The sequence below is a fragment of the Myxococcus virescens genome (genome assembly GCF_900101905.1).
GTDB lineage: Bacteria > Myxococcota > Myxococcia > Myxococcales > Myxococcaceae > Myxococcus > Myxococcus virescens.
This window is the reverse complement of record NZ_FNAJ01000005.1, coordinates 585,707-610,127: the sequence shown is the minus strand read 5'-3', so window position 1 is coordinate 610,127 and position 24,421 is coordinate 585,707. Positions and strand designations below refer to the sequence as shown.

The following is a 24,421-nucleotide window of genomic DNA, read 5'->3' as shown; positions in this document are numbered from 1 at the left end:
GCCCGGCTGCCTTCCTGCTCCAGGCGGCGGGGCAGGGCACTCCGTCGTGTGACGTCTGGGCCTCGGTGCCGGGCCCGGGTGAAGGTAGAGTGCCGGCCCGTGTCGCGCTTCGTGTCCTGGTGGCTCTCTTGTTTCGTCTTGCTGGCTTCGGCGGCGCATGCCCAGGCGCCAGCCCCTGTGTCACAGGCCGCCGCGGTCCAGGCGAGCACGACCGATGCGGCCGGGCCCGTCGTCGTGGCGGTGCTGATGCTGGAGGCCAACGAGGCGGGCCGCGACGCGGCGCCGGGCGTCACCTCGCTCATCACCTCGCGGCTGGCGGAGTCGCCGCGGCTGCGAGTCCTTTCGCAGTGGGACGTCGAGGCCGCCCTGGACGACGAGCGCCAGCAGCGACTCCAGGGCCTCAAGACGTGTGACCGGGGAGACTGCCTCCAGGAGCTCGTGGCCCTCACCGGCGCCCGCTACGTCGTGGCTGGCCGCCTGGACCGCTTCGGCGACCAGTACCTGCTCACCGCCAACCTGTTGGACGCCGCGGGCGGGCGGATCCTGGCCCGGCCTCGCGCGGAGGCTCCGGAAGCGGAGGACCTGCTGCGCACCGCGAAGGCCGTCTCCGACCAGCTCTTCGCCGCGCTCGCCCCGCCGGAGGAGTCCGTGGCGGCCCGTCCGCTGCTGGGGGGCTCTTCGCGCACGGGGGGCGGCGGCCTGCTGCTGGGCCTGCGCGTCAACAACAACTTCATCGAGAAGCTCTCCAACGTGAACCCCGGTGGCGACATCGAGGTGGGCTACTGGTTCCACCCCGAATGGGTCGGCTTCCTTCAGGTGGGCTTCAGCTACGTGCGCTCCACGCAGGACGGCGTGCGCAGTGGCCTCAACGTGCTGCCCAGCGTCGTGGGCGCGCGCCACTACCACAACGTGGAGAAGTCCCTGCGGCCCTACTGGGGTTTCGGCCTGGGCGTGCAGCTGTCCTTCGGTGACTTCGGTATCTTCCAGTCCACCGGCCCGCTGCCCACCGTCGTGGGCTTCGCGGGCCTGGAGTACCTCATCGCCGGTTCGGTGGGCTTCCAGGTCGAGTTGGGCACCAACATCGCGCAGGCGGTGCTGGGGCTTTCGGAATCGAAGCTGGGAGACGGCCTCAACCTGGACCTCAACGCAGGCATCGCGTACCACTTCTGAGCCTCGGAGCCCCTCATGTTCCCGCGACCGCGCGCCCTCTCCCTGATTGCCCTGCTCGCCCTGACGGGCTGTGACGACGAGACGCCTCGCGTCAAACCGAAGGACCACGCGGAGGGCCTCTACGTCAAAGGCACCGCCGAGTACCTCCAGGGCCACTTCGACGCCGCCCTGGCCTCCTTCGAGGCCATGAAGCAGATTGCCCCGGACGACCCGCGCCTGCCCGCCGCGCGCGGCGAGGTGTACCTCTCCATGGGCCGGCTGACGGACGCCGCCGCCGAGTTCGAGGCCGCCCTGAAGCTGGAGCCCAAGCGCTCCACCAACTGGAGCCGGCTGGGCTTCATCCAGACGCAGCTGGGCCAGGTGGTCGAAGCCCAGAGCTCGCTGCGCAAGGCCCTGGCCCTCTTCCCTCAGGACTTCAACGCCCTGGAGTCGCTGGGGGACCTGGACCTCAAGAAGGGCGACCACGACGCGGCTGTGCGGCACTTCACGCTCGCGTCCAACGCGGCGCCCTCCCCGGAGCAGAAGTCCGCGCTCATCATGCGCGCGCTGGACGTCCTGTCCTCGAAGCAGCGCTACCCGGAGCTGCTGGCCGCGGCCCAGAAGGCCGTGGATGACGGCATCCACACCGCGGACGTGCTCGCCACCCTGGGGGATGCCCTGGTGCGCGCCGGCAACCTCACCGAGGCCGCCAACGCCTACCGCGACGCCGCCAGCCGCTCGCCTCGGGATCCCACGCTCTGGGAGCTCGTCGGCGAAATCCAGATGAAGCTGGACAAGCCCGGGGACGCCATCAGCGCGTACAAGGAGTCCCTGCGCGTGAAGGACCGCGCCATCGTCCATGTGGCGCTGGCCCGTATCCACCTGGGGAGGAATGACGACGCGGCCGCGAAGGAGGAGCTGGCCGCGGCGCTGGAGTCCGTGTCCGGCCAGGACATCCGCGAGCTGCGGGAGCTGGCCAGCCTGCTGGCCACCATGGACCGCAAGCCGGACGCGCTGCGCATCCTCGCCAACCTCAGCGCGGAGCAGGACCACGCGAAGGACGCCGAGCTGCACGTCGCCACCGCTCAACTGGCGCGGGAACTCAAGGACACCGGCGTCCTGCAAGCCGCCTGCGCGCGGGCGACGGCCGCTGACGCCACCCTCAAGAAGTGCCCTTGAGCCACGCCCGGGCCAGGAGACGGCCCGGGACGGGTGGGGTGGACTACGGGGTGCGGCCGCCCTGGAGCTTGCGGTACACGCCCACCACCTGACCCAGAATCATCGTGGACCGGAACTCCGCGCGGCTCACGTAGATGGGCTGCATGGTGGCGTTGGCCGGCTGGAAGCGGATGCGGTCCCCTTCCGGGTAGTAGCGCTTCACCGTGGCCTCGTCCTCGATGAGGGCCACCACGATTTCACCCGGCTGGGCGGACGGCGTCTTCTTCACGAAGAGGTAGTCCCCGTCGTGGATGCCGTCGTCAATCATCGACTGCCCCTTCACGCGCAGGGCGAAGACCTCGCGGCCATTCACACCTCCGAGCAGGAAGCTGTCGATCTTGACGGAGTCCTCCATGTTCTCCTGCGCCAGCAGCGGCGCGCCGGCGGCGACCTTGCCCAGCAGGGGAATCTCCACCATGCCGGAGTCCTTGCGAGCCCCCAAGCCGAGCAGCAGCCGCGCGCGCTTGGTGGGCACCAGGGAGCGGCTCTGCTGTTCGCCCCGGTTCAGGTAGCCCTTGCGCTCCAGCGCCTTCAGGTGGTCGTTGACGCCGTTCGTCGAGCGGATGTCCATGTGCTCCCCGATTTCGCGAATCGTCGGCGGGAAGCCCCGGGTCTCCGTCTCCTTGACGATGAAGCTGAGAATCTCGCGCTGGCGTTCCGTGAGCTCTTCCATGCGCTCCCTCACTCGTCTGCCGTCCTGCCGGGGAGTCGTTCCCCCCAGGCAACAGGCTTTCAGTGTCACTCTCCCTGAACAGACGTGTAGAGTCAACTCGTCCGGTGTCACCCTGCACACTCGCGGTGTGCCCCGTTCCGTCCTGTTTCTCACTTCTTGAGGTGGGGGGACGAACTCGACGTACACTTCGGCCGCTTTGTCCGAGCTCCGCCACACGCTGCTCTTCGTCGACGACGAGGCCGACGTCCTGGACATCCTCACGCGGATGTTCCAGCGCCGGTACCGCGTCCTCACGGCCCGAAGCGGTTCTGCCGCGCTGGAAGTCCTGAGAAAGGAGCCGGTGGACGTCCTCATCACCGACCAGCGGATGCCCGAGATGACGGGCATCGAACTGGTGGCCACCGCGCGCGCGGAGGGCTTCGACGTCACCGCGCTGCTGCTCACGGGGTACACCCACCCGGACGACATCATCGCGGCCATCAACCAGGGGCAGGTGTACCGGTACATCACCAAGCCCTGGGACGTGAATGACCTGCTCATCACCGTGAAGAACGCGGTGGAGTACACGCAGCTGCGCAAGGACAAGGAGCGGCTGATCCGCCAGCTCCATCAGCGCGTGGAGGCGCTCTTCGTCCTGTACGAGGTCAGCCGCGCCAGCGCGAATGATCCGGCCAGCTACGACAACATCATCGACCGCGTGCTCATCGCCGTGGCGCGCGTGCTGCCGTACGACTGCGGCGCGGCGCTCATCGCGCCGGACGAGGCGCGAAGCGCGACGCTGCGGCTGCGCTGTCAGGGCATGGTGGGGGAGAAGGCGCTGCTGGGCGTGAAGGAGTCCATGCTCGGTGCGTACCGCAAGAGCAGCGGCCTCCTGCTGCCCGAGGACCGCGTCATCACCCGCGTGGCGGGCACCACCACCCAGGACGCGGCGGCGCCGTCGGTGTACCCCAGCCAGCTCACGGTGAACCTGGTCGCCGGCGGGCGCCCGGTGGGCATGCTGTCGCTGTTCAGCCAGAGGCCGGACGCCTTCTCCGAGGACGACGGCGTGTTGCTGGACGTGCTCGCCAACCAGACGGCGGACGCCATCCAGTCCCTGCGCTCGGCGGAGGAGGAAGCCCGCCACCGCATGGAGCGGATGGTGGAGTCCATGGCCGACGGCGTGGTCCTCACCGACGAGAAGAACGACATCGTGGTGATGAACCCGGCGGCGCGGCGGCTGCTGCACGCGGGGGAGAACCCCGAGGAGCAGACGACGCGGCTGATGGAGGAGCGCCTGGGCTTCCAGCCCTTCCACCTGGTGCGCGGCTGGGAGTACGGCGGCGGGCAGGTGCTGCGCGAGGAGGTGAAGCTCTTCGACCGGCACGTCCAGACGACGGTGACGCCGGTGACGGACGCGCGGAACACGCTGCGGGGCGTGTGCGTGGTGCTGCGCGACATCACCGAGCAGAAGCGGCTGGAGGAGCGCAAGGACGAGTTCGTCTCCATGGTGAGCCACGAGCTGCGCACGCCGCTGACGTCCATCTCCGGCGCGCTGGACCTGGTGCTCAACTTCATGGCCGGCGACATCAACGAGCGGCAGCGCCGTTACCTGTCGCTGGCGCGGGACTCCACGGAGAAGCTCAACGCCATCGTGGACGACCTGCTGGACCTGTCGAAGTTCGCCAAGGGCCGGCTGCGGATGAACTTCGAGGTGTCGTACCTCGACGAGCTCGTCCAGCGCGTGGTGGAGAAGTACGGCCCGGCCTTCGGCGAGAAGCGCGTGCTGGTGAAGCCCGTGCTGCCGCGCCATCCGCTGCGCGTCCTGGCGGATCCGAACCGCTTGGACCAGGTGCTCAACAACCTGCTCAACAACGCGGTGAAGTTCACCCCGGAGGGCGGGGAGGTGCGGGTGGAGATCCACGCCACCTCCAGCCTACCGGGCTACGTGGTGGTGTCCTGCTGGAACAGCGGAGACCCCATCGCGGAGGAGAGCCTGGAGCGCATCTTCGACCGCTTCGAGCAGGCGCGCACCAAGGCCAACCGCACCGTGCGAGGCACCGGCTTGGGGCTGGCCATCTGCCGCAACATCGTGGAGGCCCACGGAGGGCGCATCTGGTGCGAGCCGTGTACGGACGGCGTGCGCTTCATGGTGGTGCTGCCCACCGAGCCGCCGCCGGAGCTGCGCCGCGGCGACGACGTGGCGGACGCCATCCAGCTCCCGCGCCGGCAGGAGAGCCGCGGCCGGGTGCTCATCATCGACGGCGAGCCCGAGGTGGCCTTCATCGCGAAGGCGCTGATGGCCGGGCGTGGCTACGACGTGCGGCTGGCCTTCGACGCGGAAGACGGCCTGGCCGCCGCGCGCCGGTATGCCCCCGACACGGTGATGGTGTCCGTGCGCCTGCCGGACGTGGACGGGCTGCGGCTGGCGGAAATCCTCCGGCACGACCCGGAGACGCGCCGCGCGCCGCTGCTGGTGTCCTCCGCCTTCGACGAGCGTCAGCGCGCCTTCCGCGCGGGCGCGGATGCCTTCCTGGTGCGCCCGTTGGCGCCGGACAAGCTGCTGGCCACGGTGGACTCGCTGGTGCGCGGCCGCCAGGGCCCGGCGCACGGCCGCGTGCTGGTGGTGGACGACGATGCGAAGATCGCCGCCATCTGCCGCGAGGTGCTGGAGAACATCGGCTTCGACGTCGCGCTGGCGGGCTCCATCGAGGAGGGACGCCGCTCCCTGCGCGAGCGCCGGCCGGACGTCGTGCTGCTGGACGTGACGCTGCCGGACGGCGATGGCTTCGTCTTCCTGGAGGAGATCAAGGCGGAGAGCGCCGGTGGGCACATCTCCGTCATCTTCATCTCCGCCCGCGCGGAGACGTCCTCCAAGGTGCGCGCGCTCAAGCTGGGCGGTGACGACTACCTCACCAAGCCCTTCGACGCGCTGGAGTTGGGGGCACGCGTGGAGAGCGTGATGCGGCGCAAGGAGCAGGAGCTGTCGGCCTCTCCCACCACGCAACTGCCGGGCTCCACCGCCATCGAGCGCGAGGTGCAGCGGCGCCTCTCCGCGCGCCGCCCCTTCGCCTTCTGCTACCTGGACCTGGACAACCTCAAGGCCTACAACGACTACTACGGCTTCGCGAAGGCGGATGGCGTGGTGCGCCAGACGGGTGACCTGATGCGCGAGGTGTTCGCGCAGGATGGCGCGCCCGGTGACTTCCTGGGCCACGTGGCCGGTGACGACTTCGTCTTCATCACCTCGCCGGAGTCGGTGGACCGCATCTGCCAGAAGGCCATTGAGACGTTCGACCGCATCATCCCGCTCTATTACGACCGGCAAGACCGCGAGCGCGGCCACATCGAGGCGGAGGACCGCTACGGGGAGAAGCGGCAGTTCCCCATCATGAGCGTGTCCGTGGTGGCGGTGATGACGGACGGAACGCAGGACCATGCGGAGTTGGCGCGGCGCGCCGCGGACATGAAGAAGCGCGCCAAGGCGATTGCGGGCTCCGTCTTCCTGCGCAGTGACCAGGAGCGGGTGGTACGCTCCGTGGCCGGATGAGGCTCTACCAGCAACTCGTCCTGTTCATGCTCGCCGCGACGGTGCTTCCCCTGGCCGCGGTCGGCTTCCTGTTGCTTTCGCGCGCCGAGGCCGAACTGGCCGCCCGAATCGACGCGGAGCAGCGCGCGCAGGCCGTCGCCACCGCCGAGTCCGTGGGCGCCACGATGATGGAGGTGGTGGACGCGCTGGCCCGCTCGGCGGAGCTCATCGACTGGCAGGCCGCGAGCGACGCGGAGACGCAGGGCGCGCTGCGGCTGCTCTACGGTCAGTCGCCCGCGGTGAGCGCGGTGCTGAAGCTGGACGCGGAGGGCCGTCCCCTGGGCGCGCCCGTCTTCCGTGCGCAGGCCATCGACGGGCACCCGGCCTTCGCTCCGGAGTCCCTGGACCGGCTGGTGCGCTCCATCCCCGTGCAGACGCTGCGAGGCGGCGGCAAGGGCCAGGCGGCGCTGGGCAGCGCGTACGTGCACTCGGACGAGGGGCGCTCGGCGGTCGCCGTGGCGGTGAAGCTGGCGGAAGGCGAGGGCGCGCCCTTCGCCGTCGCCGAGGTCGTGCTCCATCCGTTGGAGGCGGTGCTGCGCAGGCGCCAGGGCGAAGGGCTGGGACGCATCCACCTGGTGGACGAGGAGCGGCGCGTGCTCGCCAGCACCGCGCCGGAGCACCGGGGGCAGGCACTGGCGCCGGAGCTGAGCGCGCACCTGTTGGCCCCGGCGCTGCCGCTGACAGCGCTGGTGCGCAGCTTCCGCGTGGAGTCACCGGCCCGGCGGGTCAGCGTGGCGCGCGTGCCCCATGGCATGCGCTTCGACGTGCTGGTGGAAGTGGATGAGTCCACCGCGCTGGCGCCCGTGCACGGCATGCGGCGCACGGTGCTGCTGTCCATTGGCGCCACCTTCCTGGTGCTGCTCGGGCTGGGCGCCCTCTTCACGCGCCGCCTCAACGTGCGGCTGGCGGAGGTGGTGCGCGGCGCGGAGGCCTACGGGCGTGGGGAGCTGGACACGCGCTTGAAGGTCTCCGGCCAGGATGAACTGAGCGAGCTGGCCACCACCTTCAACCGCATGGGCGAGGAGCTGGAGGCGGCGCGTGCCCGGATGCTGCGCTGGAACGACGACTTGCGCGTCCGCGTGGAGGAGGCCACCGCGGACCTGAAGGCGGCCCAGGCGCAGTTGGTGGAGGCGCAGAAGCTGGCCGCGGTGGGGCAGCTCGGCGCCGGCGTGGCGCACGAAATCAACAACCCGCTGGCGGGCATCCTCGGCAACGTGCAGTTGCTGATGCTCGACCGAGGCGCCGCCGACCCGGATTTGGAGTCGCTGCGGAAAATCGAGCAGAGCGCCAAGCGCTGCAAGGAAATCACCCAGAACCTGCTGCGCTTCTCCCAGCAGCGCGAGCGCGCGGAGCTGCGGCCGGTGGACCTCAACGCGGTGGTGCGTGACGCGCTCAGCCTCACGGAGCACCAGCTTCGCGGCGACGGCGTGGTGCTCACCAGTGTGCTGGGAGACGGGCTCGCGCGAGTGCGCGCCGACCCGGGGCACTTGTCGCAGGTGGTGCTGGCGCTGGTGTCCAACGCGCGCACCGCGATGCTGAATTCACCCCAGAAGCGGCTCACCCTGCGCACGGGCGAAGTCGGCGGCTTCGGCTTCCTGGAGGTGGAGGACACGGGGAAGGGGATTGCCCCCAACGTCCGCTCCCGCATCTTCGAGCCCTTCTTCACGACGAAGGACGTGTGGTCCAACGTCGGGTTGGGGCTCAGCGTGGCCTGGCGGGTGGTGACGGAAGCGGGCGGGAGCATCGAGGTCCGCTCGGAAGTCGAGCAGGGCAGTTGCTTCACCGTGAAGCTGCCGAAGGCGTGAGGCCCCTTGGGGGGCCTGTGATAGCTAACGAGGCTGCCCATGGCTGATTCCCGCCCATCGCGCCGTCAGGCGCCTTTCTTCATTGGCCTCGTGCTGATTCTCGCGGCGTTGCCAGTGGGGTGGTTCGTCTTCCTGCGCCCGCCACCTCCGCCGCCACTTCCTCCCGCCGCGCCGCCCATCGTCGAGGCGCCCGTGGCGCAGAAGCCGCTGGTGCTGGAGCTCACGCAGGTGTCCGGCACGGTGGAGGTGCAGAACACGGACGGCTCATGGCGCGAGGCCACGGTGGGCATGGCGCTGCGCCGGGATGAGCGCGTGCGCACCGATGACGGCTCGTACGCCATGCTGATTGGCGGCGAAGCGGTGGAAGTGCACATGGACCCGGGCACGGAGATTTCCGTGGACGAGCTGACCGAGTCGCTGTCCCGCATCCTTCTCTCGCGCGGTATGGCCACCGCCGTCGTGCGGCCGGGGCAGCGCCACACTTTCGAGGTGAAGGCGGCGAACGCGGACGCCAAGGCCACGTTGCAGCAGGCCGGTGCCTTCACCATGAGCAACAACGGCGACGGCACCGTGGCGGTGGGGACGCGTGAAGGCGAGGTGACGCTGCTCGGTCAGGGCAAGGTCGTCATCGTCCGCGCGGGCCAGCAGGCCGTCGTCCGCCCGGGGCAGGCGCCGTCGGAGCCGTCGCCCATCCCCACCAGTCTCCTGCTCAAGGTGGACTGGCCCACCGAGCGCACCCGCCGCGAGCGTGAGCTGGTCGTGCGTGGGCAGACGTCACCGGGAAGCCGCGTGGAGGTGGATGGCGTCACCGTCAAATCCGATGCGGAGGGAAACTTCCAGCGAAAGGTGGTTCTCCGCGAAGGCCGCAACACCGTCGATGTCCAGGCCTATGGCGTGGGGCGGACGCAACAAAAGGACAGCAAGGACGTCGTCGTCGACACCACGCCGCCGCCGCTCAAGACGGATACCGAGAACATCTGGAATCAGCCGCGCGACGACTGACCCAGCAGCCGTGGGTGCGAGCGGGTGTTCGCCTTGACCCACGGCGAGGGGCCTCCCTACACTTCGGGGAGGAGTCATTCCTGTTCAAGGGCAATCCCGGGCGAAAGCCCAGGTGCGCAAAGCCGCGGGGCCTGAAGTCCGGCCGGCCGTGACCGCCGTGGGAAGTCAGCACCGGACAGGTTCCGGGCCCACTGCGCCTTGGGCGGGGCATGGGTCTTCATTTCGGAACCCCCGGGAGGTCCTATCCGATGCTGCGGACACTGGCCCTGAGTTGCTGCCTGTCTTCCCCGCTCGCCTTCGCCTCCACACCGGAGCTCCGCACCCTGACGGGCACCCTGCATGTGGTGGCCGGCGGCCCGGGTGACCAGACGGACCCGCACGTCAGCGGACCGCTGGTGGCCTATACGAACGAGTCCCGCGGCACGAGCGAGATTCGCTACCACGACCTGCGGACCTCCGCGGATGCGGCCATCCCCAATGGGGGGGCGTTCGACTTCGTGTCGGACATCTCGGACGGCACCATCGTCTTCACGCGCGTGAGTACTTCGAGCGCCATCTACACGTTCGACGTGGCCGTAGACGCGGCGCCGCGGGAGCTGGCACCGGAGGCGGGCAGCAGCCGGCGCTCCGCGGTGATTGGCGGCCGTACGGTGGCGTGGCAGGACTTCGGCTACACCGGCGTGACGTCGCAGCCGGAGATTGCCGTGTATGACCTGGACCAGGGCACGCTCACCCGGCTCACGGATGACACGTTCCAGGACCGTGCGCCCGCCGTGTCGCCGGATGGCTCGACGGTGGTCTGGGCCAAGTGCGACGAGCAGGGCCTGCGTTGCGACATCTGGCAGGCGCGGCGAAGCGCCTATGGATTCAGCTCACAGGCGCTGACGGGCAGTGAGGGCGAGGAGTCGCAGCCGGACACCAACGGGGACATCGCCGTCTACGCCAGCACGCGGACCCTCGATGGCGTGACGGACCGGGACATCTACTGGAAGCCCCTGAACGGCGGCACGGAGCAGCGGCTGGCGCTGCCGGGCATGGACGCGAATCCCAGCATCAGCGGTTCGCTGATCGCCTTCGAACGCAGGGATCCGGTGAAGAACGACTTCGACATCGTGCTCTACGACTTGAGCACCGAGACGCTCTACGCCATCACCGAGACGCCGGAGAACGAGAGTCTCACCGACTTGAGCGTGGACGCGGACGGTACGGTGCGCGTGGTGTGGACCGTCTCGGAGAACGGCGACTTCAACGTCCATGCCTTCACCTTCAAGTTGGATGATGAGCCCGGGTGCAAGCTCGCGGCGGTGGACACGCCGTCCCCCGAGGCGGTCTGCGCGCGGCCCGGTACCTGGCCGCTGCTCGCGGCGCTGGAAGTGGCGCGCACCAGTGGTCAGCCCAACGGCGTGGCGCTCGGGTTCGCGGGGACGGGTGAGGGCGTGTTGTGCGTGGACAACGGCTACAACGGCGAGAACTCCACCGCGGGCTGGGTGTGGATCAACGGCCGCGAGCTGGTGGACCCGTCTCGCTTCAAGCAGGGCGTTCCGCTGGTGGCCACGCGCGCGCCGCTGGATGGGCACAACTCGCTGGCGGCGCTCATCTCCGGCAAGCCCGGCAGCGCCTTCCGGCTGCGCGTCTATGCTCCCCCCGCCGTGTGTCAGCCCGCGGCGGACACCTCCACGGGCGCCCGCGTCATTCCGGGGCGTGCGCTGAAGGCGGTGTCATCTTCGTCCTCGGCGGTGTCGCCGGCGACCTTCGTGCCCGAAGGGCCGGTGCGTGACACCGCGCTTCGGGGCTGTAGCACGGGCGGCGGGCCGCTGACGCTTTCCGGGGTGATCCTGTTGCTGGCGTGCTGGCTGCGTCCGAGCGCGCGGATGCGGAAGGCGCTTCGGCACAGCCACCGTGCCCTGTAGACTGACGCGGCCCTGAACCGGTTTCTCCTCTTCGGATTGTTGCTGCTGTGTGCCCCGGCCTGGGCGGACACGCTCGAGATACTCGGGCCGTCGTCCGCCGTGGCGCCGGATGGATTCCCCGTGGCGCTCGTCCGCAAGGATTCGGCGGGCCGCCCGGTTCCGATGGGGAAGCCTTCGGTGCAGGCAGACGGCGCGGAGCTGCGAGAGGACACCGCGGAGCCGCCGCTGCGCACGTTCGTGGTGACGCCGCGTCCGGGCGCGCGTGACGTCGTGGTCCGCGCGAGCGTGGATGGACTGGCGGCCCAGGCGCGCTACGTGCTGGGGCCACCGGCCGCCGAGGTGCGGCTGGCGCTGGATCCACCCGCACCCGTGAAGGGCAAGGACACGGAAGCGCGGCTCACCGTCCAGCTGGTCCGGCCGGATGGCACCGCGGATGACAGCGGCGCGCCTCCCGTGGTGCGGGTGAGCGTGGGCCGCGTGGAAGGGCTGGAGCGGACGGGGCCCGGCACGTATCGCGCGCGCTACGTCCTGCCGGACACGCGTTACCCCGAAGTGGCCATCCTGGTGGCCTTCTCCGCGTGGCCCAGTCCGCAGTCGGTGCATGGGGCCTACGGGCGCGTGCTCGTTCCGCTGGCCGCGTCCGTGAATCTGCCGGGAACGACGGAGCCCGACGCCGAGATTGCCATCGACATCGCGGGCCAGACGTTCGGTCCGGCGGTGGCCGGGCATGACGGACGCTTCCGGGTGCCCATCATCGTCCCGCCCGGACATCGCATCGGGCAGGGGCGGGTGGTGGACAAGGTGGGCAACGTGCGGCGGATGCCCATTGACCTGAGGCTGCCGCCCACCGATGGCCTGGCCTGTGTGCTTCAGCCGCAGCGGCTCCCCTCGGACGGCGTGTCCCAGGCCCGGCTGGTCTGCGCGACCAGTGATGCCATGGGCCAGCCCGTGGGCGATGCGCGCGTCACGACGCAGGTCCGCCACGGCACCTTGCGCGGCCCCACGCGCGCGCCGGGAGGATTGCTGGAGTGGCGCTACACCGCGCCGCGGAAGTTGGTGAACGACGAGCGCATCGAGGTTGCGTGGCCTCAGCGCGGGCCCGGCTCGCGCGAGTCTCCGGCGCTGGAGTTGGTGCAGGGGCCCGTCGCGACGACCCGCCTCGAAGTGGGTGAGGCGCTGGTGCACCACGGGGCTCGCACGCGTGTGGAAGTGACGGCGCGGGATGCCTTCGACCGTCCCCGGCCGGGTGCGACGGTGGAGTTGAGCGCGCCAGTGGGGACCTTCGGTCCGGTGGAGGAGCCAAAACCGGGGACCTTCATCAGCGCCTGGGCTCCGCCGGCCACGGGGGCCGCGACGGACGTGGACCTGCGCGCCCGCGCGTGGGGTCCTTCGGGCAATGAACCGGCGCGCATCACCGTGTGGCGGGCCGCGGGCGAGCTGTACGCGGGCGTGTCCGACCTGGCGGGTCTGCCGGTGCCGGGACAGCCGCTGCGTGTGGATGGCCGCGAGGTGACGACGGGCACGGACGGCACGGTGCGCCTGGGGCCCGCGCGCCCGGGAACGCTGGAGATTTCGCACGGCGTGTGGACGGGCCTGACGCGGACGGTTCACGTGTTGGGCCCGGATGGGCCTGTGTTTCCGTTGGAGCGCCCGCTGGTGTCGTCCGCCGCATCCCAACGCGTGCGACTGGCACCTGAGATTCCGGTGAACGTGCGACTCAAGGTGAGCGGGGCTCGGGTGACGTACTGGGTGGAGGATGCGAACGGGCAGGTGCTGACGGGGCGCGAGGTGTTCGTCTCGCTGACGGGTGGTCAGCGAGCCGAGGAGCGGGTGGAGGAGGGGCGCACCTCCTTCACCGTGCGAGCGCCGGGACCGGTGAGTGTCTCTGTCGCGGATGTCGCCACGGGCGTCACGGCGTTGGCCGAGGTGCGCCCATGATGCGCATGCGGGTCTGCCTGTTCGCCGCCGCGATGCTGGTGCCGCTGAGCACCTGGGCGCAGGCGCTGTCGCAGGACACTGCGTCGCAGGCCTCCACCATCGCGGGCCGGGTGTGCCTGGACGTGGACGGTGATGGGCTGTGCGGCGCGGATGAGCCGGGCCTGCCCGACGTGCGGTTGGTGCTCACCACCGGCCGCGATGTCCGTACGGACGCGCGGGGCCGCTTCCACATCACCGGCGTCGATGCCCGCGTGCCGGATTCGGTGGGGGGACTGCACCTGCGGCCAGGGCGTCATCGGTTGAAGGTGGACACGCGCTCGTTGCCGGTCTCCAGCCGGGTCAGCCCGGAGGCGGCGACGGTCGAGGTCCCCTGGGGTGCCGTCGTCCTCCAGGACTTCGCCGTGCGCAGCGTCACGGTGGAAGCCGCGCCCGTGCGGCTCTCCTTCGCCAAGGCACCGCCCATGGCGGAAGTCGCGCCAGGGCAGGGCGTCGTGCGCTTCCGTGTCGCAGGACAGGCCTCCGCGGGCGACGCCGTCACCGTGTCGGATGTGGCAGCCGAGGTGGACGCGAAGGGCGCATGGCAGGCGCAGGTGCCGCTCGTCGCGGGAGAGAACCCGCTGTCCATCACCGCCACGGGGGCCCAGGGCACGGTGCGCCTGTACCGCCAGCGCGTGGACGTGGTGCCGCGTGACGGTGGCTGGTTGGTGGTCCCCAGGCCGATGCTGCCCCTCGCCACGCTTCAGTTGCCCGCGGGCCGTGACGCGCCCGCGGCCAGTGGCGCCTCCCGCGTGCAGGTCGAGGCGCCCGTGGGGACGCGCGTTCGCACGCCCGAGGGCGAAGTCGTGGTGGGGCCCGAAGGCCGTGTGGATGTCCCGGTGGTGTTGTCCCCGGGGCGCAACCAGGTGCCCGTGCGGCTGTCGCCGCCGGATGCTCCGCCGCGTGACGAGACGCTGGAGATTGCCGCCGCGGTACGGCCCTTCGCCGTGGGCCTGCTGGACCTGGAGGCCACCTATGCGCCGCGAAATGGCGACGTGCAGCTGCGGGGACGCGGCGCTGCTCATGCGGAGCTTCGGCTGGGCGCGGTGGACCTGGTGGGCGAGCTGGACCTGCGTGACACGGATGGCCGCACGCTGAACGGTGCCAGCCTGCCGGACTGGCTCCGCCCACGCATGCCGGAGCGCTTCGACCGCGCCGCAGACCCGGACCTCGCGCCCGCGGAGTGGGGTGACGACTCGGTGTCACTGACGCCCAATGCCTCGGAGGCACGTCTTCGGTTTGAGGCGCGCCACGCGGAGCACGGCCGCGCGGGCCTGGGCACCTACCGCGCGCAGATTCACGACCGAGAAGTGGGCCGTTATCACCGCCCGCTTTTCGGCCCCTACGCGGAGGTTCATGCCGGCGAGGAGGCGGCGCGCGTGGGCGTGAAGGCGTTTGGCGGGAGCCTGACGGACCCGGTGCGGCAGGTGTCCGCGGTGCCCGCGCATGAGGAGCTGCGCGCCACGGGCGGAAGCCTCTACTACCTGGGCGCGGCCTCGGTGGCGGAGGGCTCCGAGTTGGTGCGCGTGGAGCTGCGGGACGGCGTCACCGGCCTGCCCCTGGGCGAGCGGCACCTCATTCGCGGCATCGACTACGACATCGACTACTTCGCAGGCCGCATCCTCCTGGCGCGCCCGCTCTCCTTCCTCGCGGGCGAAGCCTGGCTGCGGACCAGTGCGCCCACGGAGTCACCCGAGCCGGTGCTGGTGGTGGACTACGCCGCGCTGCGCATCGCGGACGCGGGCGACACGGCGGGCGGTGAGGTGTGGGGCGAGTGGCGCGGCTCGCGGCTGGGACTCGGCGCCGTACGCGAGGGCCGAGAGGGACGGCCGTACACGCTCTACACGGGACGCGCGAGCACGGCGCTCGGTGGTTACCGCCTGGCGGCGGAAGTCGCGTCCAGCCGTGGCACCGCCGTGGATGCTTCCTTCTTTGGCGTCTCGGATGACGGTGGCCTCAGCTTCATCCGCCCACGGCCGGCCATGGGCACCGGCGCGGAGGCCGTGAGTCTCCAGCTGTCAGGTCCCGGGCTTCATGGCGAGGGCTCGGTGGACGCGGCGTTCCGCCTGCGCGGGCGGGGCTTCTCCGATGGCGCACACACCGACGCGGCGCGCTTCCGGCAGTCGTCAATCCGTGTGAGCCAGCCGCTGGGCCGGCTCCGGTTGACGTTGCTGGCGGACGAGCGGAGCTCGGTCGATCCGCGTGAGCCATTCATGGACAGCCCGTTCTCCGCTCGCGTCCTGGCCGCGGGTGTGGGTTGGGAAGAGGCACGGTGGGGCGTGCGTGCGGAGGTCCGTGACTCGCGGCTGAACGCGGCGCGGGTGGCAGGCGTGGGGCCCACGCTCTTCGGTGGTCGCACCTCCGCGGGCGTGGCGGGCTCGCTGCGGGTGTTCGAGCGGCTTCAGCTTCGCGCAGCGCACCGTCAGGCTCTGGCCCTGCATGGCGAAGGGCCCGGGCGCTTCGATGACACCTTCACGTCCGCGGGCGTGGATGTCGAGGTGGACCGGACCACGCGCGCGGGGGTGTTCGGAGGCTGGGGACCGGAGCTGGGCCCCCGGGCGTGGGCCAACGTCGAGTCGCGGCGGGGGCAGGACGTGTTCTACGGCGGTTACTCCGTCGACGTGGACGGCCCTGACTTCGGCGCGGGGCGGACGCTGACGGGCGCCCGCACGGAGCTGCCGGAGAGTGGCACCGCGCTCTTCGTGGAGGATGTGGGCTCGCACGACGCGACGGCCGTGCGGCTGGCTCGCGCCGTGGGCTTCCAGCAGCAGGTGACGGGCGGCTTCAGCGTGGGCGCGCGCTACGAGCGCGGCGTGCGCAGCCTGTTGGACGTGGACAGCCCGCTGCTGCGCGAGGCGGGCGGTGTCTTCGGGCAGCTCGTCCTGGCGCGCTTGCGGCTGGACGGGCGTGTGGAGCTTCGCCGGGAGGAGGGCACGCCGGAGCGAGGCGCGGCCACCTCGGTGGACCGGCTGCAAGCGGTGGTGGCGCTGGCCGCGCAGGCGCAGTTGCTGGAGGACGTGACGGCCTCCGGGCGGGTGGACTTCGCGCGCACCGTCAACGCGGACGTGTTGGAGACGCGGCTGGTGGAAGGCTACGCCGCGGTGGCGTGGCGGCCGGGGCCCTGGCTGGTGGTGGCGCGTTACGGCATCACCCGCGAGCTGTTGCCCGGCGTCCGGTCCGCCTTTGGAGACCGGGCCTTGCAGACCCTCTCCCTCTTGCCTGCGGTGCGCCTGGGCGACCGGCTCTCCGTGGCGGCGGGCCTGCATGCGGGGCACACCCGGGCGGAGGACTCGGGGCGTTGGGTGTGGACGGGCACCCTCCGTCCCGCGGTGAGAATCGTGGGCGGTCTGGAGCTGGGGGCAGAGCTGGCACGGCGGACGGCGTCTCCCGAGGGCGAGCGGCTGACCGCGCTCCGTGCGGAAGTCGCCTATCGGGTCGATGAACGGCTGCGCTTGGCCACCGGGTACACACTCCTGGGCTTCAGCGGCTTGGGTTTGTCCCCCGACTCGTCGGACAATCAGGACCGGCTCTACCTGCGAGCCGAAGTGGCCTACTAGGAGCAATCCGTGCGTCCCCTCGTCATCATCAGCCTCTGCCTGGGTGTGGCCACCGCGGCACGCGCCGACTGGGACGTGAATGAGGTGCCGGGCATCGCCCGCAGTGTGGACGTCTTCGCTCCGGGCAGCTACTCGGTGAGCACCTCGACGCAGACGGAGCTGTTCGAGAACGGCATCCAGTCCGCCGTCTTCCTGCACAGCGACGTCTTCGGCACGTTCTTGTCTCCGATGGGCTGCTTCGCCGTCGTCGTGCGCCCGGGTGACGTCATCAGTCACCAGAACTGCCGTGCGGCTGGAAACATCATCCCCCCGGACCCGGTGAACACCGTGGTGGGTATCCGGCGGGTGAAGCACACCCCGTCTGGTACGGGCTATGCCTCGGTGGCCCTCTCCGACGGTGGGCTCTCACTGCTGACGGCGTCAGCGGGGCTCGCAGGCCCCACGCCCTGGACGTTGCTGAGCGCCGGCGCGGGCCTCCTGTCCTCCACGGACGTGCTGGGCGTGGTGGAGACTTCGGATGGCGCGCCCCATGCGCTCTTCAGTGTCACCGGTGTCACCCGGACGGAGTTCCTCTGGTACACGCGGGACAGGCGTCAGGCGCAGATGGTCGTGCCGTCGAACCTGACCAGCGAGGCTCCGCTCACGGTGGACCTCTTCGCCGGAAGCGGACCGCATCCCATCGCGTTGTTCGGCAATTCGGACGGCCTGTTCCGCGGACAGTTGGACCCGGCCGGGACGACCTTCTCCGCCGTGATGTTGCCCGACGGCATGAGTGACGTCAGCATCACCTCGGTGGATGTGAACACGGGCAACGGCAGCGTCCATGGCGAAGGCTTTGGCCTCGCGGTGGGCGTGGATTCCAGCGGGGAGCCCGTGGTGCTGGGGGCCGTGCCCGCGAGCAGCGCGGACAACGCGGGGACTCAGTGGCGGGTCCACCCGGTCTTCGAGGGCTCGGCGCTTCCGGGCGCTGCGCAGGCGACGCCGCTCGAGGTGTCGTGCATCGGCTCCTCGTTCTGCCTGTTCATCCTGGACCAGCCGAGCTTCAACGTCGTGACGTACGTCAACGCCAACGCCCCCGTGCTGGACGTGGGGCCCTCGCCCATCGTGGTGAACGAAACGGGGACGGCGACGGCCCGGTTCTCCGCCACCGACGCCGACTCCGATGCGGTGCGCGTGTCGGTGGATGCATCGTCAACGCCGGGCGCCGACCTGGTTGGCGTCAACATCGTGGAGCACCCCGACCAGCTCGACGTGACGCTCGTTCCGCAGCGGCCCGTCTGCAAGGACGAAGAGGGGCTCCTGCGGGTCTACGCCTCGGACGGGCTCGCGTCCCACGACGTGCAGGCCACGGTGGCCTACCGGGTGGTGAACACCGAAGGGCCCGAGCGGCCCACGGTGTTGCCCTCACGGGAGTCGACCACCGCGTCGGGCGCGTCGCGGGTGTTCACCGCGCAGCCGGCGAGCGAGGCCTGTCCGGCGGTGCGCTACGTCTGGTCTCCCGTCTCAGGACAGTCGGGCGCACCGCTGCTCTCCACCGACGGCGGCGCCCAGGCGACCTTCACGCCGCCGGAGGTGCTGTGCCAGGCGTCGGGTACCAGCTACGCGTACGAGGTCCGTGGCGTGGATGAAGGCGGCCTGACGTCCAGCGCCGCCGCCATCTTCACCGTGGACGTCGCGCCCTGGGGCCGGCCGCTGGTGCCCTTCGCCTCGGGCTGGGAGCGGACGCTCACGTCGGGCCCAGGGTCCAGCGTGGACGTGGTCCCCGATGCGCTGCACACCTGCGAGGGGACGCCCGAATTGCCGACCGTGGACACGGAGTGGCGGCTGAGCGCTTCCGGTTCGGGCATTCCCGACGGTGTCACCGTGAGGACCGCGGACGGAACGGCCGTCACGTTGCACTCGCCGGTGTCGAGCGAGCGCCTGCGCGTCGAGGCCGTGGAGTGCGCGCACGGGACGCTGGCCCTCACCGCCAGGAATCGCATTCCCGTCACCGGCGGTGGCACGCAGGACAGCGCTGACGCCGAGCTCCGCGTTCGGGTGGAGCCTTCCCTGGAGGACGTGGCCACAGGCAGCCTGGAGCTGGGCGTGGTGCCGTCGGGCGAAGGGGACGTGGACATCGCCCTGGACACGTCGCTGAACTGCGTGGACGCGCGCACGCTGAAGGCGCGGATGTTCCTGGAGACCCTGGGCGGCGAGGCGCTGGATTCGGCGGTGGTGCCGGTACCCGGGACGTGGCGCCCCGCGCTCCCGCGCTCCTGCACCGTCGAGTCCTACCGCGTGCGCGGCGAGCTCTTCGACGACAGTGAGGGGCCGGTACGAGAGGGCGGCCGTGCCCAGGCGGAGATTTCCAACCAACCCCTGCCGGCGCGGCTGGGAGCGCTCGAAGCCGGGGGGCTGGTGGCACGTTGTGGCGAAGGCGCGAGCGCCACGCTGACGCAGACGATTCCGGCCGATGCCTGCGGCGACGTGGCCATCTCCTGGTCCCAGGTGGCGGGGCCCGCGCTGTCAGAGGTCTCCCTGGCGGGCCCGAGCGTCACGGTGAGCACGCAAGAGACGGGGCTGGAGGCCCTGGTGGGCCAGTCCATCACCCTGCGCGTCCTCGCCGACGCGGGCGGCAGCAACACCGCGACCACGGATTACGTGCTGCCGATTACCTCCGAGCGCTTCGTGGACGTGCGTCACGCGATGGAGTCGCCCACGGCGTCGGAGAAGGGGCTGGTGGGCGTGGTGGTGGAGCTGCGCAACACCTCCACGTGCGAGGTCGGCGGCCTCCACTACCTGGAGAACGTGGACGGGCTGGAGTGGGTGCCCGGCAGCGTGAAGCTGGACGGCGTCGCGGTGGAGGCGCGGGCCGTGGACGGTGGCTTCCGGGTGGAGGACATCCGGCTGCCCGCGCAGGGGACGCAGACGCTGACGTACGTGGGTCGCTCGCCGCTGCTGTCCACGCCGCGGCTGGGCGGGGAGATGACCCTCAACGGCGTGCCCGTTTCGGGGGATGCCGCGGTGCCGCCTCGGACGTCGGGATGCGGCTGCTCGGGAGGGGGTTCGGGCGCGGCCGTCTTCGGGCTGGCGGCGCTGGCGCGGGTGCTGCGCCGCCGGAAGGAGGGTGGCGCTTACAGCCCGAAGCTGATGCGGTGACGGCGGCTCGGCGTGTCGGGCCGCTCCTCCAGTACCCCGAGGAGCTCCAGTCCCCGCAGCGTGGCCAGCGTCTGCCGCTCCGGCAGGTCGGTGAGGGCGAGCAGATCCTCCACCGTCTTGCTGCCGTCCGCATACGCCAGCACCAGGGCCTGGGCCCCTTCGAGCTTCAGCTCGTGCAGGCCATAGGGCGCATCGGCGGTGGGGAACAGCCGGCGCGAACGCGGCATGTGCCGACGCAGCGTCACCAGCGTCTCCGTCTTCGCCACGCCCTCCAGCACCAGGTCACCGGGGAAGACGGACAGCTTCACCAGGTCCGTGCGGCGGGGGCGCATGGCACTGAAGCCGTAGCCGCCTTCCTTCCACGTGAAGGTGGACCAGATGATCTCCTTCACCTGCTCCACCAGCAGCTGCTCTCGCTGGGCCGCGTCCATCAGGCCCATGCGCAGCATGGCCTCGCCGGTGCGCAGGCCGTGCTCCTTCGCGAAGGCGGCGACCTCGGCGAGCCGGGCCTCGGGCAGCACACCCTGGCGGATGCAGAAGCGGCCGAAGCGCTCGGCGGCGAGGTTGGACGCGGCGTACACGACGCGGCCGGACTCGAAGTAGACGACCTTGAGCACCTGGCCCTGCTGAAGCTTCAGCTCGCCGTGGTGGCGGGCCTCGTAATAGGCGTTGAGCAGCCGCGCGACGGTGGCGTCCTCCAGGACGCCGCCCAGGGACCAGTCGGGCAGCGCGCGCTTGGGCGGCGGCGGAGTTGAAGGCGCGGTGCTTTCGCTCCAGACCTGCTCGCGCCTGCCGAAGGGCAGGGGGAGGGCGTGCTCCGTGTCCGCGGGCTCTGGTAACGGGTCGGTACTGGGGACGACCTGCAGGGGCTCGGCGGCGTCGCTGGGCTCAGGGGGGAACTCTTCCAGCACGATGAGGTCCTCGGTATCGAGCAGCTCGTCCAGCAGCACGCTCTCCGCGATGGGCGGGGGAGCGCGGGGTTGAGGTGCAACGCCACCGGCCTGCTCCAGGGCCTCCATGACGGCGATGAGCTCGAACGGCTTCTCGAAGAAGGTCCGGGCGCCGTGGACCTGCACGGCCTCCTGGGCGAAACGGTCCCCTTTGTACACACCGCTGACGGCGATGGCGGGGATGCCATGGGCACGCAGCGCGGCCAGCACCTCGCTGCCCCGGATGTCCGGGAGCAGCAGGTCCACCAGGGCCGCGTCCCAGTGTTGTCCGGGGCCGAGCGCCTCCAGCGCAGCCTCGCCGGTGGCCGCGGCTTTCGCGTCGTGTCCCCGGCTTTGCGCCAGGGCGACGATGAGGGAGGCCAGCTCGTGGTTGTCTTCGACGATGAGCAGTCGCGCCATGGGCGCGCAGACCATAGCATCCGCGTCATGGACGTTCAGGGCTTCCACCACGTGGCCATCCAGGCGCGGGACATCGAGTGTGTCACCGGCTTCTACAGAGACCTGCTGGGCTTTCCGGAGTTGAGCCGTCATCTCCGCCCGGACGGCTCCCTGCGGAGCATCTGGGTGGGCGTGCCTGGGGGCGGCTTCCTGGCCATCGAGGCGGCGGGCGGCGAGCCCGTCTCCACGCCGTTCCGCCACGAGGCGCCGGGCCTCCTGATGCTGGCGTTCCGGATTCCGAAGGCCGCTCGGGCGGGCGTGGTCAACACCTTTACCCGCGCGGGGGTGCCGCTGGAGCACGAGACGCGGTGGACGGTGTACGTCCGGGACCCCGAAGGCAACCGCGTGGCGCTCAGTCATCACCCGGAGGACTAGACGCACCGTCCCACGGGTGCGGGTGTGCTTGCGGAGCGGGACGGGGCGCGGCTACAAGCGGCCCCATGCGCCTGGGTGAGCAGCTCCTGAAGGATGGTCTCGTCACCGCCGAGGGACTCGAAGAAGCGCTCGAGGCCCAGGTGGTGCATGGCGGGCGGCTGGGAACGAACTTGGTGGAGTTGGGCCTGCTGTCGGAGGTGGACCTGGCGAAGTCGCTGGGCAAGGTCCACAACAGCGCGTTCGCGTCCGGGGAGATGGTCCCGGACCCCAAGGCGATGGAGCTGGTCTCCTCGAACCATGCGGACGACAAGGAGTACCTGCCCATGCGGGTGGACGCGACGCGGCTGAGCATCGCCGTCGTGAACCCGCACGACTTCGCGACGCTGGACGCGATTGCCTTCAAGACGGGCAAGCGCGTGGTGCCAGTGGTCATCCCCGAGTTCCGGATGAACCAACTGCTGCGCCGTTACTGCAAGGCGTTCCGGCCGCTGCGCGCCATCGACATGAACGCGGTGCGGCCGCGTCCCTCGGCGGGCTCGCAGGCCGAGCTGGCCAAGGCCGCGGAGACGCCGCCAGATTTGATGAGCGAGGAGGAGTTCCAGTCCGTCTACGCCTCCGCCCTGCGCGGTGGCGCCGACTACGACGGGGACATGGGCGAGGAGGAGATCATCACCGGCGTGGAGGTGCTGGAGGCCGCGCCCGAGCCTCCGCTCGCCACTGTTCGGCCGCAGGTGCCCGTGGCGCCGCCGCCTCCTCCTCAGGCCATCGTCGTCCCACCGCAGAGGGTTCAGCCGCCCGTGCCACCCCCGACGCCCGCGCTGGGCGGTACGCCACCGCCTGTGCAGGTGCCGCGCGCACCGGAGCCGCCGCCGACGCCGCTGACCTTCGCGGAAGCGCAGGCGGAGCTGGCGCGCAGCTCGGACCGCGAGGACGTGGCGCGCACGGTGCTGCGCTTCGCGCTGGGCAAGTGGAAGCGCAACCTGCTGCTGTCGGTGCAGGGCAGCCTCGTGACGGGCTGGCACGGCATGGGGGTGGGGGTTCGCGACGCGGTGGTGCGCCGCATCGGCGTGCCGCTGCGGGAGCAGAGCACCTTCCGGCTCGTGCGGGACACGCGCTCGCACTATATCGGGCCCGTCCGCCGTGATGCGGCCATGGGCGTGTTCTACAAGCTGCTGGGGGACGGGTTCCCGAAGACGGCCGTCATCCTCCCGCTGCTGGTGCGCGGCAAGGTCGTGCACCTGCTCTACGTGGACAACGGCCCGGACGAGCTCACTCCGCCCGACGTAGGCGAGCTGCTCATCCTCTCGCAGAGCGTGGGCCGCTCGTACGAGGCGATGATGCGGCGCCGCAAGAGCGCGTAGGACGTCGCGCGCTCGCGGCGGAATGGCTCAGGTGGACAGCTCCTCCACCTGGAACGTCATGCCCGCGCGGCGCAGCCGCTCCACCAGTCGCATGCCCATGGCGGAGGCCGGCGTGAGCACGCCGCCCGTGGTCGGATTGTCGTCGAAGGCGAGGCACAGCGCGGACTCGGCGAGCATCCGCGACGTGGCCGCGTAGCCCGGGTCTCCCTGCGCCGCCACCTTGCCCTTCAGCCGCACCTGTGTGCCCGTGCGGGGGGAGGTGCCTTCGCCGCGAAGTTGCGCGACGAAGAAGCCCTTCTCCCGGGCCTCCGGAGACGGGCCTTCACCCGGCGCGGGCAGGACCTTCTTCTCCAGCAGCGTGCGCAGGGGCTTCACCTGCATCGCGGCGACGACGCCTCCCAGGCCCGCGGTGACGCCCGTGGCGCGCAGCAGGCCCTTGGGTCCGGCGCCGTAGCTGGCGACCTCCGCGTACCGGAAGTTCTCTCCCCACGGGTGACCGAGCAGCGCGTTGCTGCGCCGGACGACGCGCGTGTTCACGGCCGCCATGAAGAACGGGCCGGTCCACTGGCCCAGCTCCTGGCTGTAGTGGACGCCCAACTCGTCCTTGGATTCGGGCCGCCAGCGGCCTGGGGTGGGGTCCAGCGCATGCGGGTGGGCCATGAGCTTCCGAACCGAGCGGTCCGTTGATGCTTCCTCCATCGCCTGCACCATGCTCGCGGCCGTGCCACCGCTGGCGCCTCCGCGCATGGGGCCCATGTAGAGGCGGACGGCGTCCAGGTGGCCGCCGTGGCGCTCCCGCATGTGCTCCTGCATCATCAACACGCCCAGGTCCGACGGAATCGAGTCGAAGCCACAGGTGTGGACGATGCGTGCGCCGCTCTGCCGCGCCTGCTCGTGGTGGGCGTCAATCATCCGCCGCATCCACTGCACTTCACCCGTCAGGTCGCAGTAGCTGACGCCGGCCCGAACACAGGCCGCGACGAGCTCGCTTCCGTAACGTGCGTAGGGGCCCACCGTGGTGCAGACCACGCGGGTGCGAGGGACCAGGGCATCCAGCGACGCGGCGTCGCGTGCATCCGCGACGAGCAGCGGTAGCTTCGCGAAGGAGGGCGCAATCGCCGCCAGCCCCTGCCGGACCTTCTCCAGCTTGCCGAGGTCGCGTCCCGCCAGGGCCCACCGTGCGCGGTGGCTGTCCTGGGTCCTGGCGAGGTATTCGGCGACCAGTCGCCCGGTGAAGCCAGTGGCGCCCCAGGCGATGATGTCGAACTCCGTGGCGGAGGTGTTCATGGGCGCGGGAGTCTGGTCG

14 protein-coding genes are annotated in these 24,421 nt (G+C 70.8%); 11 read left to right on the top strand and 3 right to left on the bottom strand.

Annotated features, from left to right (window positions below; translation table 11 throughout):
• Positions 1-48: 48 nt before the first annotated feature.
• The gene (locus tag BLU09_RS18440; protein ID WP_090490848.1) at positions 49-1,170 is read left to right on the top strand and encodes a hypothetical protein; all 1,122 of its coding nucleotides are present in this window, start codon (positions 49-51) and stop codon (positions 1,168-1,170) included.
• A 15-nt stretch (positions 1,171-1,185) separates the two neighbouring features.
• On the top strand, positions 1,186-2,328 hold the full coding sequence (locus tag BLU09_RS18435; protein ID WP_090490847.1) for a tetratricopeptide repeat protein: 1,143 nt from the start codon (positions 1,186-1,188) through the stop codon (positions 2,326-2,328).
• Positions 2,329-2,371: 43 nt separating this feature from the next.
• Here BLU09_RS18435 and lexA read toward each other — a convergent pair whose 3' ends face one another.
• The gene (gene lexA / locus BLU09_RS18430) at positions 2,372-3,040 is read right to left on the bottom strand and encodes a transcriptional repressor LexA (protein ID WP_090490846.1); all 669 of its coding nucleotides are present in this window, start codon (positions 3,038-3,040) and stop codon (positions 2,372-2,374) included.
• A 196-nt stretch (positions 3,041-3,236) separates the two neighbouring features.
• Here lexA and BLU09_RS18425 point away from each other — a divergent pair, with 196 nt between their 5' ends.
• From BLU09_RS18425 to BLU09_RS18395, 7 genes are all read left to right on the top strand, one after another.
• Complete coding sequence (locus tag BLU09_RS18425; RefSeq protein ID WP_090490845.1) at positions 3,237-6,566, top strand: response regulator; 3,330 nt, start codon at positions 3,237-3,239, stop codon at positions 6,564-6,566.
• Complete coding sequence (locus BLU09_RS18420) at positions 6,563-8,410, top strand: sensor histidine kinase (protein ID WP_090490844.1); 1,848 nt, start codon at positions 6,563-6,565, stop codon at positions 8,408-8,410. The genes BLU09_RS18425 and BLU09_RS18420 overlap by 4 nt, the downstream gene beginning before the upstream one ends.
• Positions 8,411-8,449: 39 nt before the next feature.
• Entirely contained in the window at positions 8,450-9,412 is a 963-nt protein-coding gene (locus tag BLU09_RS18415; RefSeq protein WP_090490843.1) for a FecR domain-containing protein, read from the top strand.
• Between the two features lie 248 nt (positions 9,413-9,660).
• The gene (locus BLU09_RS18410; RefSeq protein ID WP_244171825.1) at positions 9,661-11,322 is read left to right on the top strand and encodes a TolB-like translocation protein; all 1,662 of its coding nucleotides are present in this window, start codon (positions 9,661-9,663) and stop codon (positions 11,320-11,322) included.
• 36 nt (positions 11,323-11,358) lie between these two features.
• Positions 11,359-13,260 carry a hypothetical protein gene (locus BLU09_RS18405; RefSeq protein WP_090490842.1) on the top strand — a complete coding sequence of 634 codons (1,902 nt, stop codon included), beginning with the start codon at positions 11,359-11,361 and terminating at the stop codon, positions 13,258-13,260.
• The gene (locus BLU09_RS18400) at positions 13,257-16,853 is read left to right on the top strand and encodes a flagellar motor protein (RefSeq protein WP_090490841.1); all 3,597 of its coding nucleotides are present in this window, start codon (positions 13,257-13,259) and stop codon (positions 16,851-16,853) included. Before BLU09_RS18405 ends, BLU09_RS18400 begins: the two co-directional genes overlap by 4 nt.
• A 9-nt stretch (positions 16,854-16,862) precedes the next feature.
• Positions 16,863-19,991: an MYXO-CTERM sorting domain-containing protein gene (locus tag BLU09_RS18395; protein WP_090490840.1), complete on the top strand. Its 3,129-nt coding sequence runs from the start codon at positions 16,863-16,865 to the stop codon at positions 19,989-19,991.
• Here the strand turns inward: BLU09_RS18395 and BLU09_RS18390 are convergent.
• Positions 19,967-21,355 carry a response regulator gene (locus BLU09_RS18390; RefSeq protein WP_090490839.1) on the bottom strand — a complete coding sequence of 463 codons (1,389 nt, stop codon included), beginning with the start codon at positions 21,353-21,355 and terminating at the stop codon, positions 19,967-19,969. The two genes, BLU09_RS18395 and BLU09_RS18390, sit on opposite strands and share 25 nt — an antisense overlap.
• A 12-nt stretch (positions 21,356-21,367) precedes the next feature.
• On the opposite strand from BLU09_RS18390, the gene BLU09_RS18385 reads away from it, so the two are divergent.
• On the top strand, positions 21,368-21,754 hold the full coding sequence (locus BLU09_RS18385; protein ID WP_090490838.1) for a VOC family protein: 387 nt from the start codon (positions 21,368-21,370) through the stop codon (positions 21,752-21,754).
• A 65-nt stretch (positions 21,755-21,819) separates the two neighbouring features.
• Positions 21,820-23,115, top strand: coding sequence for a GspE/PulE/PilB domain-containing protein (locus BLU09_RS18380; RefSeq protein ID WP_090490837.1), 1,296 nt, complete (start codon positions 21,820-21,822; stop codon positions 23,113-23,115).
• Positions 23,116-23,142: 27 nt separating this feature from the next.
• Here BLU09_RS18380 and BLU09_RS18375 read toward each other — a convergent pair whose 3' ends face one another.
• Positions 23,143-24,402 carry a saccharopine dehydrogenase family protein gene (locus BLU09_RS18375; protein ID WP_090490836.1) on the bottom strand — a complete coding sequence of 420 codons (1,260 nt, stop codon included), beginning with the start codon at positions 24,400-24,402 and terminating at the stop codon, positions 23,143-23,145.
• Positions 24,403-24,421: the final 19 nt, after the last annotated feature.

Coding starts and splice junctions, on each gene's coding strand:
- BLU09_RS18435 (WP_090490847.1), top strand. CDS start 1,186: ATGTTCCCGCGACCGCGCGCCCTCTCCCTGATTGCCCTGCTCGCCCTG.
- lexA (WP_090490846.1), bottom strand. CDS start 3,040: ATGGAAGAGCTCACGGAACGCCAGCGCGAGATTCTCAGCTTCATCGTC.
- BLU09_RS18420 (WP_090490844.1), top strand. CDS start 6,563: ATGAGGCTCTACCAGCAACTCGTCCTGTTCATGCTCGCCGCGACGGTG.
- BLU09_RS18415 (WP_090490843.1), top strand. CDS start 8,450: ATGGCTGATTCCCGCCCATCGCGCCGTCAGGCGCCTTTCTTCATTGGC.
- BLU09_RS18410 (WP_244171825.1), top strand. CDS start 9,661: ATGCTGCGGACACTGGCCCTGAGTTGCTGCCTGTCTTCCCCGCTCGCC.
- BLU09_RS18400 (WP_090490841.1), top strand. CDS start 13,257: ATGATGCGCATGCGGGTCTGCCTGTTCGCCGCCGCGATGCTGGTGCCG.
- BLU09_RS18390 (WP_090490839.1), bottom strand. CDS start 21,355: ATGGTCTGCGCGCCCATGGCGCGACTGCTCATCGTCGAAGACAACCAC.
- BLU09_RS18385 (WP_090490838.1), top strand. CDS start 21,368: ATGGACGTTCAGGGCTTCCACCACGTGGCCATCCAGGCGCGGGACATC.
- BLU09_RS18380 (WP_090490837.1), top strand. CDS start 21,820: ATGCGCCTGGGTGAGCAGCTCCTGAAGGATGGTCTCGTCACCGCCGAG.
- BLU09_RS18375 (WP_090490836.1), bottom strand. CDS start 24,402: ATGAACACCTCCGCCACGGAGTTCGACATCATCGCCTGGGGCGCCACT.